The sequence below is a fragment of the Flectobacillus rivi genome (assembly GCF_030056655.1).
GTDB lineage: Bacteria > Bacteroidota > Bacteroidia > Cytophagales > Spirosomataceae > Flectobacillus > Flectobacillus rivi.
In genome coordinates this window covers 357,061-376,779 of record NZ_JASHIE010000009.1, presented here as the reverse complement: position 1 = coordinate 376,779, position 19,719 = coordinate 357,061, and the positions used below count along the sequence as shown (strand labels likewise).

10 protein-coding genes are annotated in these 19,719 nt (G+C 38.4%); 2 read left to right on the top strand and 8 right to left on the bottom strand.

Annotation, left to right across the window (positions count from 1 at the left end):
* Positions 1–46: 46 nt before the first annotated feature.
* The 6 genes from sov to QM481_RS14255 form a co-directional block, all read right to left on the bottom strand.
* Positions 47–7,414 (bottom strand): T9SS outer membrane translocon Sov/SprA, encoded by a 7,368-nt coding sequence (sov, locus tag QM481_RS14280; RefSeq protein WP_283382232.1) that lies wholly within the window; start codon positions 7,412–7,414, stop codon positions 47–49.
* A 140-nt stretch (positions 7,415–7,554) separates the two neighbouring features.
* A complete protein-coding gene (gene ruvA / locus QM481_RS14275) occupies positions 7,555–8,148 on the bottom strand; it encodes a Holliday junction branch migration protein RuvA (protein ID WP_283382231.1) in 594 nt (197 codons plus the stop codon).
* 314 nt (positions 8,149–8,462) lie between these two features.
* Positions 8,463–9,989, bottom strand: coding sequence for a lytic transglycosylase domain-containing protein (locus QM481_RS14270; protein WP_283382230.1), 1,527 nt, complete (start codon positions 9,987–9,989; stop codon positions 8,463–8,465).
* A gap of 443 nt (positions 9,990–10,432) precedes the next feature.
* Positions 10,433–11,851: an Asp-tRNA(Asn)/Glu-tRNA(Gln) amidotransferase subunit GatA gene (gatA, locus tag QM481_RS14265; RefSeq protein ID WP_283382229.1), complete on the bottom strand. Its 1,419-nt coding sequence runs from the start codon at positions 11,849–11,851 to the stop codon at positions 10,433–10,435.
* Positions 11,852–12,054: 203 nt separating this feature from the next.
* Positions 12,055–12,258, bottom strand: a complete 204-nt coding sequence (locus QM481_RS14260; protein ID WP_095166444.1) for a Sec-independent protein translocase subunit TatA/TatB — start codon at positions 12,256–12,258, stop codon at positions 12,055–12,057.
* Between the two features lie 106 nt (positions 12,259–12,364).
* Entirely contained in the window at positions 12,365–12,811 is a 447-nt protein-coding gene (locus QM481_RS14255; protein ID WP_166552149.1) for a YkvA family protein, read from the bottom strand.
* A 482-nt stretch (positions 12,812–13,293) separates the two neighbouring features.
* Here QM481_RS14255 and mdh point away from each other — a divergent pair, with 482 nt between their 5' ends.
* Positions 13,294–14,232 carry a malate dehydrogenase gene (mdh, locus tag QM481_RS14250; protein WP_095166440.1) on the top strand — a complete coding sequence of 313 codons (939 nt, stop codon included), beginning with the start codon at positions 13,294–13,296 and terminating at the stop codon, positions 14,230–14,232.
* Positions 14,233–14,373: 141 nt separating this feature from the next.
* Here mdh and QM481_RS14245 read toward each other — a convergent pair whose 3' ends face one another.
* Together QM481_RS14245 and QM481_RS14240 are read right to left on the bottom strand one after the other, a co-directional pair.
* Complete coding sequence (locus QM481_RS14245; RefSeq protein ID WP_166578465.1) at positions 14,374–14,802, bottom strand: DUF8785 domain-containing protein; 429 nt, start codon at positions 14,800–14,802, stop codon at positions 14,374–14,376.
* A gap of 188 nt (positions 14,803–14,990) precedes the next feature.
* Positions 14,991–16,232, bottom strand: a complete 1,242-nt coding sequence (locus QM481_RS14240) for an ABC transporter permease (RefSeq protein ID WP_166552150.1) — start codon at positions 16,230–16,232, stop codon at positions 14,991–14,993.
* Between the two features lie 296 nt (positions 16,233–16,528).
* On the opposite strand from QM481_RS14240, the gene QM481_RS14235 reads away from it, so the two are divergent.
* On the top strand, positions 16,529–19,534 hold the full coding sequence (locus QM481_RS14235; protein WP_283382228.1) for an FAD-binding and (Fe-S)-binding domain-containing protein: 3,006 nt from the start codon (positions 16,529–16,531) through the stop codon (positions 19,532–19,534).
* Positions 19,535–19,719: the final 185 nt, after the last annotated feature.

Genomic DNA, 19,719 nt, shown 5'->3' with positions numbered 1-19,719 from the left:
AACATATCCTTAATTCAATATCTGCAACAGATGATGTAGATACTGCTTAGTCAGATAAACTAAATCTTACTTGGAAACCAGCTGCTATCGTTGAGCGATAATACAAGGTAGATACCCACGGATTATTAAACATCTTGTCGACATACATATTTACATTCAATCGCTTGTTGACATTATAACTTACTTGTGGTCTAAATTGAAAATTAACATATCCATTCGTCACCACAGTTTCAGCATCTAGCTTTCTTTGAATGGTTCTTGTATCTCTAACCGTCAAGTTCATCTGGAACTTCATATCATTCGGCAATCGTACTTTTCGTCCGTTAACCTTAAATGGCACTAGCATATTCGCCTTTGTAAAGCCCATACCAAAGGTAAAATCTTTGTTACTTAGCTCGGCTACTTGCGAGTTGGATAAATTTAAGCCTACACTTCTATCCTGAGCATATTCCAAACGAAGTGAGATTTTGTTTTTAGTAGTAGCGTTAAATCCTACGAATGGTCCAAATTTCTCTTCAAATTTAATCGTACTCATTACATAAACAGGAATCAAATAACCTTGCTCGTTTACTTTACTAGAAAGCGGATATAGCATATTATCTATTTTCAGCTCAAATGGATTATCATATTCCAAAGACGAAACAAAGTTACCTACCGAGTAGGTCGAACTATATCGGTGCGTAATCGAGATATTCGAGAAACGCTCTTTGAACCAACCAACATTACTCAAACCGTTGTAGTCTAATTGCCAGTTTGGCAATGGAATATTCACAAATGGAGAGAAGCTCACTTTGTTTGGAGAAATACCGCTATACGCTGCAAAGAAAGCGGGAATCAATACATCCTGCGAGTTTATATCGTAGGCTTCATTTCCAGTAATAACTCTCGAGGCTTCTAATCTCTGTTTAATGATATTTCTATATGACTTGAATCTGTTAAAAATACCTGAAGACTCATTTGGTGCATTGCTATCAAATGCCGTCAAAAATGACAGGAAGGTCATCTGATAATTACCCGAACGTACTGGACTTTGATGTTTGTAAGCGCCTCCCATTTCTGTTGGACGGTAAAACTCTTGGTAATTATCTGTCCTACTCCATTTTCCTTCCAGCTGTATTCTAAAGTCTCTAAATGGTTCTATCGAACTACCATAAGTGAAATTTTGTGTTTTGGTTTGGACAAAAGGCACGTTTTGAACAATACTTTTCGATAACCAACCATTGGCGGCTGCTCTTGTTAAAACATCATAGTCTTGGCTACCTGTTACAAAGCCAAAACCTGGTGCCGAACCATCAGCAGCACTCATCCCCAAAATTCCAGAGCCTGGCATAAACCCTGGCAACGTCGTAGATTCATTAATGGTATATCTTACATTGATACCTCGAATAGCCATCATCAAACGGGTAACACTTCGTACGAAAGTTGGCTGAGGTTTGATAATATCTTCATCATCACCTGGGCTTCTTGCCACGTTTTTACGTTCTACCCTTGGTTGGTTCGCCAGACGTAATGCGCGCACACGATTGTATAATGCTACAAAGTCAATCTTGCCATTGATACCTCTTTCACGAGTATTTTTAATTAAATTTCCTAAAGGAACATCCAACGAGTCACGGCTATCGTACGAACTCGCTAAATACTGATAGCCAAATTTATGACTATACTCAGCCGACATCCAATCGGTCAGTGGTGACTTATTGAGAGGTAATCTCCAGACAGCACTAAAGTTTTGGTCAAAGTTTTTGGTACGTCCCAAGCTTTTGATGCTTCTCCAAACAGAATCCTTTTTGGCTTGCGTATCTATGTCACCTTGAGGTTCGTCGATAATAGCACGTGCATTGGCAGCGTAGTTTACAATAACGGATTTGGTCAAATTCCAACCTAGATTATATTGTCTTGTAAACATCCAATATTTCTCAAACATTGGTGCTACACCATCGGTAGTTAAATCGGCATTTCGCAATTGAGTTTTCACAAAATTACGATCCATATCTGCCCTCACCGTAATAGAGTTAGGCAACGGAGAAAAGTTGATTTCTTTAATCCATCTCAACAAAGGATAATCAGACTTTATGCCTTTAAATGGCTCTATCGGTTTACTTGTTCCCGCATAAGCATACATGATACCACCTCTGTGAGAAACTTGTTTATATGCATCTATGAGGGTATTACTTCTAGTCAGTTCTGCAAACGAGTATGAAATGGCAATATTTTCAATATCCCATAAATGTGCTTTCCCTCCTCCTACTTTTATCTTACGAACATTGGTAAGGTTAATTGCTCGACGCTCAGAATTATCTTCTACGATTTTCTGAAGCATAGCTCTCTTCGCTGGATCTGTGATATTATTAAGCGATTGCTCCAAAGGAATATCAGGATCAAGTGGATTAAAATGTGGTGTCGAATTACTTTTGTCATAACTGATATACAAAGGAATTCTTAAACCCCATTTATCTGGAAATAATTTATCCAAATTAATCGTAGCTGCGATTCCATAGGCATAGGAAGTCTCTCGTGAGCGTTCAGAAATTTTAGATTGTACACCTCCAAAACCATATCCTTTGTATGAGGCATTCAAGGTAACATTGGCAAAATCTGCCAACTTTAGCCCTAGTTTACCTACTGCCGCGTTACCAGAAGTTTGATCAAATCCATTAGAACGTAATTCGTCGACCCAAATACAAAATGATTTAGGTAGTTCATCCGAAGACTTTGGATTTCTCACCCCAATCATCAGAGACACCACTGCACTCAAGTCTGGGCGACCCACCACACGTACTCGATACAATTGTCCATTATTTCCCACAACACTATCCATAAGATATGGCGTAGTCAAGGCTACTTGTGCCTTATCACGTTTGAGTTTTGCTGCCCGTAAAGCATCAAATGGAATATCTATTTCATTTTCCGCAGGCCAAACTTCTGTATCTAGGTAAGAGCTTTTTCCTTTAGGAGTAATCGTCAAACCACGCGTTTCAACCTCATAATAGTTATCTGTTTGATCTGTACCAATTCTTACAAATGCTGAAACATCTCCTGTTCTTGTGTTTGCATCATCTGTTTCAGCATGAATAAACATTTTTAGATTTTTGTAATTCAAGAAATCAAAAACTGTATTCTTAAATACCGCACGCGAATCTCCATCACGCAATCCATCTACACAAAGCGACATAGACTGTTCGTTCAAAGCAACGTTATTCACCGTTGTTACATCACGGTCACGCTGAAACCCTGGAGGAACTGAGTATGGCACCGTTTTGCCAGCTTTGTTGGCAGGTCCATTTTCGTCAATATTTACAGTTGAAACCTTAAAATTAGCATCATAAGGCTCTGGAACTTCCTGTAAACCTCTTGGTGTCAAATCTCCAGTATAAGTACGATACTGATAACCTGATAGTTGAAAAGAAGCAAAACGAAATACTACGGGAGCTTCCCAATCAGTAGTAAACATTCGGATAAAGCGCATAGACTTGAATCCGTTGATATTACCTACTTTATTCGAATAGTTCTTGATAGGAATTCTAAACAAATACCAACTTACGCCTCCTTCAGTGATTTGGTCAACAATATAATTTTGTCCTACTGCCATTTTCTCCTTTTTCATATCGAGCTCATACTCGTAATAGGCATCTGTGTCAGTAATAGTATTATCATTGTTCAAATCCTCTCTATCTGGTTGTTGATTACTTGCTTCTGTATAACCTGATGCGGTACTTGTTGAAGAGGGTGGTGAGTTATTTTCCAAACCCATATAACTCTTATAACGCTTTACAAGGCTGGAAGTACTGCTATATCGTTCGTTTAGATAGTGAATAAAATCATCGCCAGAAGGATCTTCCTCGATTTCAGATTTCATATTTGCATCAATATTCAACCCTTGAATCGTGCGAACATAATCAGCGAATTTTGCTTTTTCATTCCAAACATTATCAAAACTTGTTGGGTTGTTTGGCAAACCGTCCAAACCAACATCTTGTTGTTCACGACCATTTTGTAAGTCAAACGCATTGGTTACAAATTGTCGAGTTGGCGCAAGCCCCCAAACAGTTGAGTCTACGTTGGCTAGGGAACCTTGGGTAATTTTTTGCCCTGTAGGAATACCATTTTCAAAATTGTAACGTCCATCTGGTATAAAGTCTTCAGAAATATCACCAAGGTTGAATACTAACTTTCCACCTGTACGGTTACGAATCAAACTGGCCTCTTTATCTTTATCGAAATCTCCAGTGGCACGTACAATACCTGTTCTATTACCAGAATTGGCTGTTGCACCTGCATCAACCTCCGCAAATGGATCCATCATCCAAAACTCTAATGTTTCGATATTGGCATTGTCAAAGTCTGTATCTGAACTAATTGCGCGTGTAATTGCCCCAAAGTTTTTCTTTGGATTAGCTATAAACTGATCTAACTTAGGGTTGTAATTATACATCCCTCTCTCTCCAGGGAAATACGAAACGTCCAAAATTCCCACAGGAACGTTGATGTTATTCGCCACCGAACGGTTAGGGAATAAGGCTTGAGACGAAACTACACGTTCATAAGCATAGTTTGCCACGTCTTGCGAGTTGATGCCAACACTTCCTGTTTCTAAACTACTTGTTCCGTACAAACTATAATCGACTGTATAAGCCGAAATCTTAGCTCTGTTAAAATTACTTTCTACTGTGTTAGGAGACGTAATTGGTACAATCGTTTTAGGAACCGACCCCGGTCTCCAAGAATTCGCTTGAGTATTAAGGCTAAATATATTTCTCGCAGATTCAAAATCGTCAATAAACGCATTGCTATTTACAGCACTATTCACACCCGGAATAAGACGAGCAAATTCACCTTGAAAATCAATAGCAGAGGTTTCTTTGGTCGAAATTAATGGTAGAGCATCCACCAGACGAGTCAAAAGCAAAGACTTTTTCTGAATGGCTGCATCCAAGCCAAACATGGTATTATTGATGGGTTCATTACCAATTTGTACCCTTGTCAAAAAGCTTGGAGGGGTTTCTGATAGATGCTGTAAAGTACCCCCTAAGTGAATATCCTTCCCTAAAGTATAATCGATGTGTGTTCCTAAAAGTGTACGTATTTGATTATTGAATAGATCTGGCTTTTCATAACAAATCCTAATTTCACGTCCTGAATTGGAAATGCCAGAATTTAGGATTTTTACACGACCTACTTGTGGTTCAACAATGTAGTCTACACCAGGTGTAAGGGCAACACCCCCTGCAGTCACTTGTACGGAGTTACCATCTACCCCTAAAGGTAAATTTACATCACCACCAAGCGACGACTGATAACTACCTTTCAAGAAAAACTTATTCTTACTTGCAATTTGTTGCGCATCGGCAAGCGTCGAAGTATAAAGTTTATCGAATACATACTTATCTACCAATTGAGACTCATCCGCTTCGAACTTCTTTCTAAGTGTACCTCCAAAAGGTTCAAGGACAGGAAAAATGATTTTACCATTTCTGCTATCTACTGTAACGCCTTCAATAAAGTCGAAATTACCGTCAGTCTGACGGTCACCGTTTTGGTTCATTTTATCAAGTCCTAAAACTTGAACCAATGGAATATCTTTCACGTTTCGACCTTCCAACAAACTTGGATTGTCGATACCTGTATTATCGTCTTTGTAAATAACACGTAATTGAAAACCTGTTTTGGAAATCTGAGAACCATTTAATGAATAAACGTTCTTCATCATCAAATTCCACATTGGGTGATTCAATACGTTACGGATAGTGGATGATTTCAAAAGTTTTAACACCAACACTTCATTGTCTTGGCGGTTTTGGTAATCTTCCGTTAACTCCCCTACCTTGTATTTTTGTCCATTCATGGTATATTCATAGGACACCGCAAGCACTTCATCATTACGAAGTGGCGTGACCAAGGAGATATAACCCAATTCAGGACTAAAACGATATTCTCTTTCTGTAAGCTTTTTGGCTCCACGCAATACATCAAAGTCGGTACCTTTATCCAAACCGTCAGCTACAAGCAAGCTTGTAGTCTGATCAGCCTTACGAATTTCAGCATTTGACGAATTAGGGTCTAAGTACTTGTTGTAAAGCGTATTGTTTTTGTTATTCACAGGCGTACCTCCATTAGCACCTGAAGCAGCTGCAACCCCATTGTTGGGATTATATGGGTTAGTTGGTGCACCTTCGCCTAGGTCCGAGAAACCTACGATATTGCGTAGAGTTTCAGTATTTTGAGAACGGTTTGTGACATATACTTCCAAACGAGTAATCGTAATACCAGAAGAAATATAGGCAGTTTCGGTACTCGTAGTACTACGTGAACTTTGTGATAAATCAGTGGACGATGTAGTATTATTGAGAGAGTTCGTTGAAACGCCCGAAGACATCACCGAAACATTTTTTAGCGAACTTTCGTATTTGTTACGGAAAAACGTAGATAAGAAAAAGTGTCTATTTTCATCATAGTTATCAGCACGGATTTCGAAAGTTTTACCCTGAGAACCACCTTTTAAGGTAATACAATCTTGTTTAGAGCGCTGTTGTGCCGCGACTAAAGTGACATCCACTTTACCAAAACGCATTAAGGTTTTCAAACCAAATAGGTTTTGAACCCCAGGAATGAGTTGGCTATTAAGAGTCCAAGAGGTATTTCCTACTTCGATGTTTTGGAGTATATCTTCTTCATTTGAACGCCAGTTGAGTTTGAGTTGATTTTGAAAATTGAAACTTGCCTTGGTATCAAAGTTGGTATTGAGATTAAACTTATTACCAATTTTTCCTTGAAAGTTAATTTGCGCTTGCTCGTTAAAGTTCAGGTTTCCGATATATCGTTGTTGAACTGGGATGGCTGGGTTATCGATAAACTGTCCGATGTAGCCAATGTCGAGTAAGATATTTCCGTTAGGTTTAAAGTCAATTTCAGACCCACCAAAAATACGGTCAATGGCTGGAGGGAGCTCTATTTTTGGTAAAATACCCCGCCCTCGGGTTTCATCTTTTCCATCTTGAGAGGCAGCGTATTTTTTCCAATAGTCTCGCACAAAACGATTTTGTTGTACCTTCTGATACTCCTCAAAAGTCATTTGCTGTGATGGCCTGTAATTGGCATCTGAGCCTGTCAGTTTTTCATAAACCGTTATACGCCCAGCCGAATCCAATTTGAATTCCGTTGAGGTAGATTTGGTATCCTTTATGATAAATGGAGAAGAAGGCGAACGATCAGAGAAACGGTTGGTATAACGATCTTTGATTTTATATTTGGGACGACGCCCAGATTTTTGTACCGTATCGGCGGGTACAGAAACGCCTAAAAACGGCTTGCTTGTCCAAAGAGACTCAGGACTACGCAGAGGGAACTCCCACGCGAGTGAAGCAAATACCGATAAAACTAAACTTCCAGAAAGTATGTAAAACTTTTTCCTTTGCACAGTTGATTGCTTAAAAGTCAAAATCTTGGTGAATTCAAAATGGCACAACAAAGCCAAAACGTCCAACAAGCTCTTATATTTTGGAACATGGGCTTTTTTTGGAAGCCCATGCTATAATTGAGGCTGAATTGTCTATTAAATTATCGTAAGGCAAGCTTGATAAGTTGCTCGACCGATAGGCTGTCGCCTTCTTTCTTGATAATGGCATCCAAACTCTTTTCTGCCACATTTTTAGGAATACCCAATGTTACTAGTGCTGCGAGTGCCTCACCACGCACTTTATTGCCAGAAGGAGCCAATAATGATGTTGGGGTACCTCCTATTAGTATTTCTTTCTTCAACTTATCTTTCAGTTCGATAATAGCACGTTGGGCAGTTTTTGCACCAATACCTTTAATGCTCTGAATCGTTTTGACGTCCTCATTTACCAAAGCCTGACGGATTTCGCCAGATGACAATGACGAAAGCATAATTAAGGCTGTATTGGGTCCAATACCCGAAACGCTGATGAGATCTAAAAACAAGGTTTTTTCGTCAAACTCCTTAAACCCATAAAGCACATGGGCATCCTCACGGATATTGAGATATGTATAGAGCTTACAACGTTCTGTTCCGTCTTGGAGAGCGCTGTAAGTTTGTAGTGATATTTTGATTTCGTATCCTACTCCTTGGACGTCGATAATAACAAAGGCTGGATCTTTATGCGCAAGTTTACCATCTATATAGGCAATCATAATTCTTTTTGTTTGAATAATAAAGTTTGATATATGGCCGAAGAAATACTCCTAGCAAATCAGAAAGAGGTATTTAATGCAGGTTTTAGAAAATATACAACTCAAGTTTTGCTTGTGCTCACACCAAACTTGTAATATTACTATACAAAATCATACCAGTTTATTGTATTATGGCTAGCATTTTTTGTGGCAAAAAACAACTTGGATGATAACTTTCCTTGAGAATTGTATCTTTCAAAAATACAGAAAAAGTCCGCATAAGCCAAATTGCCTTTATGCGGACTTTTAAATGATTTAATATCAGTGTAAGTAACTTAAGATACACGAAGCTTCATACCAGCTTTAACAACGTTACCTTTAATTCCATTCATTTTTTTCAATTTTTCTACAGAAATACCTCCATAGCGTTGTGAAATATTCCAAAGGGTATCTCCTTGTTCAACAGTATGGAATTTTATTTTTCCTTTACGAATATCTTCTTTTTCTCTTACATTCGAGCGAGCATATTTCTCTGAGCTTGTAACTGCTGATTCCTTGAAAATCACCAATGTTTGTCCTGTTTGAATACCAGACTTACGCAGTTTATTCCAAACCTTTAAGTCATACACTTCAACATTGAATTTATCAGCAATAGCAAAAAGATTATCGCCCTTATGAACCTTGTATGTGATTTTTTTAGGTTTACGTTTGATTACCTCCTCTACATCGTCCTCTACCAGTTGTTCAGTAGGTTTGTTTACTACCACAATAGGTACTGAATCTTCACGCGATTGTTGTTGACCTGCTAATTCTACCCCAGCAGGAACAAGCATATTAGTTGGCATTTTTGAAGCAGAATCCATAATCATTAAACGATTTGACCTGAAATATGCCAATTCACTTTTAGGGAGTTTTAGTGAGAAATTACGAGTATTATTTGGTAAAATATGAGTCAGGATATGAGGATTAAGCTTTTGGATGCTTTCCAAATTGATATTAGCCATTGTAGCCAATTTATCTAAATCCAAATAAGAGTTAATCTGAATCGTATCGTGTTCGATCGCTAACTCATAATTTTCAGGCACAATATCATGAGAGTCTGCATGATTCATCATGTACAAAATACCTATGTATTGTGGCACATATCCTCTTGTTTCTTTAGGCAAACAGTTATAAATATCCCAAAAAGTTTGTCCTCCATTACAACGACGAATCGCACGACGAACATTGCCAGGGCCTGTGTTATAAGCTGCCAAAACTAAATGCCAATCTCCAAAAATATTGTACAACTGACGCATATAGCGGCATGCTGCTTCTGTAGCCTTTTCTGGGTCAAATCGCTCGTCTACGTAATCATCAATTTTTAATCCAAAATCTATTCTAGCTGTTTTAGGCATAAATTGCCAAAGCCCACCCGCACCTACACGAGACATGGCTCTTGGATTCAGCCCAGATTCAATCAAAGAAAGATACTTTAATTCGTCAGGCAAGCCGTATTTTTTGAGGTATTTTTCATACAAAGGGAAATACATATCTTTTCGTTCGAGCATTGTTTTCGTAAACGAGGGTTTACGAAAAGCAAAATACTCCACAAACTGATGAGTAGTACTATTGTAAGTCAATGGGATTTCTCTTTGAAGCGCTTCTAAACGAGGCTTAACAATATTAGGGTCAATTAACCATGTAGGTTCTGCAACGGCTGGAGGTGTTGCGGTTTGCGGATACACTGGCTTAACCGAAAGCGTGTCCACTGTTCCTTGATTTTCGGTAGTCGATGAGGCTGCTGATACCTGTGCTTGACTGCTCAAGGCAACCATTAACAGTGAACCTGCCAAAATCGAGCGAAATGTAGTCAATGTCATTTAATTCTCTAATAAGGATTTAAGGAATATAATATCTCTGGCGTGTTATGCGTGCTCAATCCCGTAGGCAAAATGAGAAGCTTTTGAAACACTTTATCTTTTCTAAATTCTTATGGGCAGTGTGTTTATCCGTTCTTTATGGTAATGTCAATATTTGGACTTTAAACAAAGTTACTGATTTTTAACTAAGTAAACCACAATTTTATTGTACGACAAAAACAAAGTATTGAATTATTACAAGAAACATTAAGAATACTTCTATTTTAAGGGATTTTCGAAACTCATCCTCTGTGCGTATCTATAGGGTATAAAAAAATTGTGTAGACTAAAGTATTCTACCAAACAAAAAGTCTAACATCAATCTAGGTTTAGACTCATGTTAGACCTCAAAAGTTTATTCTTACTTATGTATTTTCAATCAGTGAAATACTGATACCTAAAGACTAATATAAGCTCTTCGCAAAATTCAACAAAGCCTCCTCTTGAAATGCCCCTGCCATAATTTGAAACCCAATCGGCATACCATCATTATCGACACCATTAGGAATAGAAATAGCTGGCAAACCTACTACATTGGCTTGAACCGTAAACAAGTCACCCAGATACATTTGGATAGGATCTGATGTCTTTTCTCCTATTTTGTAGGCAGTAGTCGGTGTTGTAGGACAAACCAAAAAGTCATATTCAGACAATAATTGGTCTGTATAATCCTTAATCAATCTTCTCACTTTTTGTGCTTTGGTATAATAGGCATCATAATAAGATGCACTCAATACAAAAGTTCCTAACATAATACGGCGCTTTACTTCCTTACCAAATCCTTCAGCTCTTGATTTTTTGTACATCGACATCAAATCTGTTGCTTGATTGGAACGGTGACCATACTTTACTCCATCAAAACGAGATAGGTTTGAGCTAGCTTCAGCCGTTGTTAAAATATAGTAAGTTGGAAGAAAATACTTGATTAATGGAAACTCTACCGCCTCTACCACATGACCAGCAGCTTTCAACGCTTCAAGTTTTGCCCAAGTAGCCTCGCGTACTTCTGGTTGAAGACCTGTACTTTCAACAGCTTCTTTCAAATACCCAATTTTCAAAGTTTTATGGGTCGTATCAAAAGCAGAATATTGAGGAACATCTAAGGTTGAAACAGTACTATCTTGTTCGTCTTTTCCTGCAATTATCTCTAATAATATTGCTGCGTCTTCCACCGATTTAGTAATAGGACCAATACAGTCAAATGATGAAGCATATGCAATGAGACCCCATCTTGACACCCTTGTATAGGTTGGTTTTAAACCCACCAAACCACAAAAACCTGCTGGCATACGTACAGAACCACCTGTATCTGTACCCAAAGAAGCTAAGCACATATCTGCTTGTACTGCCACAGCCGAACCACCCGAAGATCCACCCGCTACACGGCTTTCGCCAACTGCGTTGAGACAAGCACCATAGGCTGAGTTTTCGTTGGTCGAGCCCATTCCAAACTCATCACAGTTTTGTGAACCAATAATGATGGCATCAGCATCGATTACCCTTTGAACGGCAGTAGCATTAAATTGAGATTCAAAACCTTCAAGAATTCTACTTCCTGCTGCTGAAGGGTGATCTTTATAGCACAACAGGTCTTTAATACCAATCACCATACCTGCCAATTTACCAGCAGTTCCAGCTTTGATTTTTTGATCAATTTCATCAGCTTTTGCCAATGCTTCTTGATCAAACACTTTCAGGAAGGCATTTAATTGGGTATTTTTTTCAGTAATATTTTGAAGATAAAATTCTACAAGTTGGCGGCAGGTAATATCTCCTGCATATAAATCAGCTTGAATACTCTGTAGTGATGTATAATTTTTCAAGGTAACAGAAAGTAAATAAAATGGTAATGACTATAAAAAAACAAGAGCATAGTCAGGATTGCAATGCAAACCTAACTATGCAATTATGTAAGGTAATAAGTACAGGAAAACAATGTGTTACACACTATTTTCGGCAATTTGATTATGTTACGATTGGCACTAAGTTTTATCACTCAGTTATACAAATCAAATACGAGCCAATACTATTTTGTATCGTCCAAACCTTTTGTAATCTGCTCCTGAACGTCTTTTTGTGCGTCTTTGAATTCTTTGATACCTTTACCCAATCCCTTCATTAATTCAGGCAATTTTTTTCCACCAAAGAATAACAACATAGCTAAGCCAATCAACAATAATTCGCCGCCACCTAAACCGTTCAAGAATAATAAGATTGAAGTCAGTTCCATTTCTGTATTGAGTTAAAAATTTTTGTAAATATACTTAATGATTTTGGATTATGGACTTTTCATTACCGATATTTTGGCAATTAGCGTCCGAAGAATTTTGGTTTACTTATTCGATACTAAAGTCTTGAAAAAGTTGATTTCTTTCCCAAGCTTCAAAGTTCTCGATGTCTTCGTGCAAGGCTCTAAAAAGCCATAACACAATAGCAAGGTCATCCGTCAAGCCAATTATGGGCAAAATATCTGGAATTACATCTATTGGCGACACAAAGTAAATCAAAACTGCTACAATTTTGAGAATTGTTGGCCACGGTACTATACGGTATTGTCCCGATACGTATGCTTTTACCATTCTCGACAAAGTTGTTAGCTTGTCCGTTAAGACCTGACCAACCCCTTTATTTTCTTTATCAGCAACATCTTTTGCTTTAGAAAGCACCTCTCTTAATAACTCTAAAAGGGCCAAACTTCCCATGGCATATTTGCTAGCTTTTTTGGTTGCACTCTTAAAAAATATTGAATTTAATACTCTCGAAGCTAAATCGTCTTGTGCCATATTTTTTAATAATTTAACAGAACATGGGCACTATTTTATCTATATTTCGCTTAACATAGTATAGCTAATTTTCAAAAATTGTTACCCTCAAAATTTACCGAAAGTTAGTAAATTTAATATTGCGGTAAAACATAAAACGCTACAAGCGGCGTTTTTGATATATAAACCGTTTAAATTATTCATAAATGATGAGATAAATCAATTGATAATCAAAAGATTGTTTATCTTTTTCTATTCAAACATACAAATAAAGTTATTGAGAAGGCAAATATACCGTTTAGCAACTTTCCTATAAAAAATTTACATAATTTTAGAAATCCATGTTTTCAGAATGCCTAAATGCTTTACATTTGTAGGGTCTTGCTACAAAGACTAACAATGCAAAAACGTACATGTTTGAGCAAAATTCAAGGCGTTGTTCTCCATTATGAAAGCATTGATTGAATCATTCTATTTAACAAAACAATTAATCAAAAATCATCATGTCTAAAATAACTGTCGTGGGTGCAGGGGCCGTGGGTGCTACTACTGCCGATAACATTGCTCGTAAAGAATTAGCAGACGAAGTCGTGTTGCTGGATATTAAGCAAGGGTTTGCAGAAGGAAAAGCCTTAGATATGTTCCAAACAGCTGCGCTATTGGGCTGGGACACAACTTTAACTGGTGTTACGAATGATTACTCAAAAACTGCTAATTCAGACGTAGTAGTTATTACGTCGGGGCTTCCACGTAAACCAGGTATGACTCGCGAAGAACTCATTGGAGTGAACGCTGGCATTGTTAAATCGGTAGTGGACAATATCTTGCAATACTCACCAGATGCCATTTTTGTAATCGTTTCAAATCCTATGGATACAATGACCTATTTGGCATTGAAAGCGTCGGGGCTTCCTAAAAACCGTATCATTGGTATGGGTGGTGCTTTGGACTCGGCTCGCTTCAAGTGCTATTTGTCATTGGCCATGAATGTTTCTCCAAACGACCTTCATGCTACAGTAATTGGTGGTCACGGTGATACTACCATGATTCCATTGAAGCGCCTTGCTACTTGGAACGGTACGCCAGTAGCCAACTACTTGGATGGGGCAACACTTGATAAAGTAGCGGCAGATACCATGGTAGGTGGAGCAACACTTACGGGTTTATTAGGTACTTCGGCTTGGTATGCGCCTGGTGCAGCATCGGCAGCGGTAGTAGAATCAATCATCCGTGATGAAAAACGTGTAATTCCTTGCTCGGTATTCCTTGAAGGCGAATATGGTCAATCTGATATTTGTTTGGGTGTACCGGTTGTTCTTGGTAAAACAGGTTGGGAAAAAATCATTGATTACAACCTCAATGAAGAAGAGCAAGCATTATTTAGCAAATCAGCGGATGCAGTTCGTAATATGAACAACGTACTTTCAACACTTAGTTTGTAGTTGTGTAATATGAGAAATGGGTGATTATTACAAAACTCATTTCTCTTACTTAATTATCGGCTAGTAGAACATAATAAAAGGCGACCTCAAATTTGAGGTCGCCTTTTAATTTCTATTGAAAAAAGATCAAATCGTAAAAAACTATCTTCCGTCTGGAGCGAAATCTAAACGTGTGACAAAATATTCCGTATCTCCCATCCAAGAAAACTTCATATATCGTTGTTCATAATGCAAACGAACACGCTTGCCTGTAAGCATGGCATCTTCTAACTGTTGAACAATTTTTTCGTCGTTATTATCTACCGTAAAAGCCCACATATTATTCACCATATTCCCCACTTGTCCTTGCGCACCTACATTGAGTTCTCCTTCAAAAGTTTTGAACATCACCCCTTTTTTAGAGAATTTTGACACTACCCCTGCTCGCTCTCCTTCAGAATATGAGATTTTTGTAAGTAAAAAAGACCCAACAACCGCTAAAAGTGCGATACTGATGATACTGATAATTAATTTTCTAAAAAATGCACTAGTGGCTTTTTTTGCGGCGTCGAATTGTTCGTTGAATGCCATACTTGTTTGGACGTTTTGGGTGAAAATTATCTTGCTGTTTATGAAGCTGACACTATCATTTTAAAAGCATCAACTGTACTTCTTATTGATTTCTTATTCTGTGAAAAGACTATTATTATAGTCTTTTCAAATTTGCGAAACTTTAAGAAGCTTTACAATACATCAGACGAGATAAATTCAAAAGGACACTATTTTGAACGAATCGCGGTAACAGGGTCCATTCTGGCAGCCGACCATGCAGGAATAATTCCTGATAAAACACCAATGACTGTTGAGGTAAACAATCCCCAGAAAATATTTTTAAAGCTCAAAATCAAGGTCAATGAGCCTAACGGTAAAAGGGAGATTAGCCATACTATACCAATGCCTACAAAGCCCCCAATCAAACTCAACAAGACCGACTCAAAAAGGAATTGAAACAAAATAAAATAGTTTTTAGCTCCTAGCGATTTTTGAATACCGATGATATTAGTACGCTCTTTTACCGACACAAACATAATATTGGCAATTCCGAAACCTCCCACTAGCAAGGAGAATAAGGCAATAAAAAAGCCGCCAACGTTGAGTTGAGCAAAAATTGAATCGAAGAATTTCACTGCACCATCGAGCCTATTAATAGAAAAATTTTCCTCTTGTGCAGGTTTTAATCCTCTTCGTCCACGCATCAAACCAGTAACCTCACCTTCGAGTGTTTCTTGCCCAGCATCCCAATCAAAAGCTTTGATAGCAATATCTGGCTCAGGCTGATCTTTTTGGAAAACATTGGCATAGGTAGTATATGGAATATACGCTCTATCGTCGGGCGAACCGCCCAAGCTAATCAAGTCTTCTCCTTTGAGATTCATCGTTCCGATTACTCTAAACTTGATCCCATTCACTTTGATTTCCTCTCCAATCACATCGCTTTGGTTCGGGAATAAAGCCGCTTTTACCTTTGCACCCAAAATAATAGAGAAAGCAGAGTTATCTGTTTCACTTGGCATGAAATATCGCCCTTCGCCCACTGGCACATCCGAAATAGCATTATAGTCATAACTCACACCTGCCAATCGCACTTCCATACTATTGCTTTTGCGTTTTAGGGTTGTCATACGCCCATCCATAATAGAAATTGCTTGCGCATTTTCTAAGTTATCCTTCAAATACTGGTATTCGGCATACTTCATATTAGGACGATTGATATACTTCCACCAAGGATAGCTATTACTCATAATCCAAGGCCATTTTCCTACGTAAACTACACCTTTTCCAAATGAATCAATTTGGCTCCTGATGTTCATATTCATTGAATCTACCACAGTAAATACGGCTACAATAGAAAATATACCCACAGTTACACCCAACAATGACAGGGTTGTACGTAGAAGATTTGTGCGTAAAGCTTGCCATGCGAAGCGAAAGCTTTCAAAAATTTGTCGAAGAAACTTCATATATGCTACAAGATGAATAAACGTACGAAGACACCCTTTAGAGTTTTCTCATAAATGGTAATTTAAAATTACGAGAGTGTACTTCGAAATCAAATCAAGAAATGACCAATAGCACTTTCTGACAGCATGAGTGGCAATATAAGTTTAAGACTGGAAATAAAGTTGAAAACTTTGTTCATTATTGTAACATCAAATCCTAAATTTACGGACGGTTTTACCTACTCACTAACCGATTCTTTCATAATTGTTCAAATGACATGAAAGATTAGTTATTCTAATCCTAATGGCTCAAAGGCATGTCAAAAAAGCTTACGATTTCTAATTTCCAAGACTTGCAAGTCAATTTTGCAGGCGAGTTGTACTATGATAATTCGGCAGAGCACCAAGCTCAGAAGTTGATCTATTCGACCGATGCCTCTGTTTATCAAGAAAAACCTATCGCAGTGGCGGTGCCCAAAAATGCAAGCGATATTCAAACTTTGATTCGTTTTGCCAACGAATATCACGTGACGCTGATTCCTCGGTCGGCTGGAACATCGCTGGCTGGACAGGTAGTTGGGAAAGGTATTATCGTGGATATTTCGAAATATCTCAATCAAGTTTTGGAAGTCAATGTGGAGGAACGTTGGGTGCGTGTGCAACCTGGCGTAATCCGGGACGACCTTAACGCCTATCTCAAGCCCTACGGTTTACTTTTTGGTCCAGAAACCTCCACGTCTAGTCGTGCTATGATTGGAGGTATGATAGGTAATAACTCTTGTGGGCTTCATTCAATTGTGTGGGGCGATACCCGTACGCATTTGCTCGAGGCAAAAGTGTTATTGAGCGATGGTACAGAAGCCGAATTTAAAGCTCTGGATAGACCAAGTTTTTACGAAAAAGCAAGGCTCAAAACCTTAGAAGGGCATATTTATCGTGAAGTCCATCGTGCCCTCAATAATCCTTTTATTCAGGAGTCTATTGAAAAAGCTTTCCCCAACAAAAATCTAACACGACGCAATACAGGATATGCTTTGGATATGCTGAGTGACAACGAGATTTTTCAACCTCAATCCACAAAACCATTTAACTTTTGTCAATTACTCTCTGGCTCTGAAGGGACACTGGCATTTGTGACGGAGGCTAAAATCAATCTTCTTCCCCTACCTCCTACCGAATCGGCATTAGTATGTATTCATTGTAACTCGATTGGCGAATCGCTTCATGCCAACTTGATTGCACTGAAACACCGACCAATGGCTTCAGAATTGGTAGATAAATACATTCTAGATTTTACCAAAGGACACCACGAATACCATAAAAATAGATTTTTTATTGAAGGCGACCCTCAAGCTATCTTGATGGTTGAATTTATGGCAGATACGCAGGAACAGCTTTCCAAACTGTGTGATGCCATGATTAAAGATTTGAAAGAGGCTAATTTGGGATATGCTCATCCAATCATCAGAGGCGCTGATACCAAACCCGCTTGGGACGTCCGCAAAGCTGGACTTGGATTGATTCGAAATCTACCGGGAGATACCCAACCAGTCAATCTTATCGAGGACTGTGCCGTAGCTCCAGAACACTTGCCTGCTTATATTGAAGAACTTCATACCTTGTTAGAAAAACATGGATTGAATGCTTCCTATTACGCTCACGCAGGCGCAGGCGAATTGCACGTAGAGCCAATGATTAACCTCAAAACTGAGGAAGGAAAGCAATTATTTAGAACCGTATTGGCCGAAACCGCAGCTTTGGTCAAAAAATACGATGGTTCTTTGAGTGGCGAGCACGGCGACGGTCGTTTACGTGGTGAGTTTATTCCTTTTATGATGGGCAAAGAAGTCTATGATTTGTTCAGGGAGATTAAAGGAATTTTTGATGAGAAAAAGATTTTTAACGCCAATAAAATTGTAGATACTCCTCCAATGAACGAATTCTTGCGATATGACGTAGGAAAAGTTCCTAACAAGGTAAATACTATTTTCGATTTCAGTAAACAGGAAAGCATTTTACGATTAGCTGAAAAATGTTCAGGCTCAGGCGATTGCCGTAAAACCGAAGTTACTGGTGGTACCATGTGCCCAAGTTATATGGCAACTCGACAAGAAAAAGATACCACGCGTGCAAGAGCCAATATTCTACGTCAATTTTTAACTAATTCTACCCAAGAAAATCCATTTAATCATCCAGAAATCAAGGAAGTAATGGATTTGTGTTTGTCTTGTAAAGGCTGTAAAGCAGAGTGCCCATCACAAGTAGATATTGCCAAGATGAAAGCTGAATTTCTTCAGCACTATTATGATGTCAATGGTATTTCTTTCAGAACCAAAATGATTGGTAGTTTTACCAAATCACAGGCATTGGGGATGGCATTTCCAAGAGTATATAATTTCTTTGCTCAGAACGCTGTAACAAGTAAATTCATCAAAAAAACCTTAGGGTTTGCCCAAGAAAGAAGTTTGCCTACGCTCGGCAATATAACCCTGCGTAACTGGCAATTGAATCGCTTGAAAACACAAGCCAAACGCCAGAAAAATAGCATCAAGCCTTTTAACGGAAAACCAAGTAAGGTTCGAAAACAAGGAAAAGTATATCTATTCTGTGACGAGTTCACCAATTATAATGATGTCGAATTAGGCAAAGTGACTATCAAATTGTTGACAGCACTGGGCTACGAAGTTCATATTCCAGAACATATCGAAAGTGGACGTACCTATTTGTCAAAAGGTATGGTTAGGGAGGCACAAAAAATCGCGATTCAAAATGTAAAACTGTTGGCAAAAGCCCTCGAAGACCAAAGTCCTATCATTGGAATAGAGCCATCAGCGATTCTAACATTACGTGATGAATATCTCGATTTGGTACCTGCTGAATATCGTGCAGAGGCGGAGCTTGTGGCAGACAACACGTACTTAATTGATGAGTTTTTGGCACAAGAAATAGATAAAAAACATATTTCGCCAGATTGGTTTACGAAAGAAAAACGCTTAATAAAATTGCATGGTCACTGCCATCAAAAGGCTTTATCTTCGCTAATTCCTACCAAAAAACTTCTTTCGTTACCTAAAAACTTCGAAGTGCAACTCATTCCTTCGGGTTGTTGCGGAATGGCAGGTTCGTTTGGTTATGAGGAAGAACATTATGAAACTTCCATGAAAATTGGCGAGTTAGTACTTTTCCCAACAGTGCGTCAACAACCAGAAGATGTAATCATTGCGGCGCCTGGTACTAGTTGTCGTCATCAAATCAAGGATGGTACAGGCAGAACCGCATTACACCCTGTCGAAATTTTATGGAATGCTTTGAATGAATCCTAAGATAGGCTTGGTCACAAAAGAATATTGACATGTTATTACTAAAACATCTTTGGGTAATACAAATGGTTTCTCAAGCATTTGTATTATCTTTAAAGGTGTTTTTTAGAAACGTATAAGACTTGTCCCATAAACGTCATTTACTTACATTTGTAAGAGGATAACGCTCAAAATCAAGTTTTTTTGCG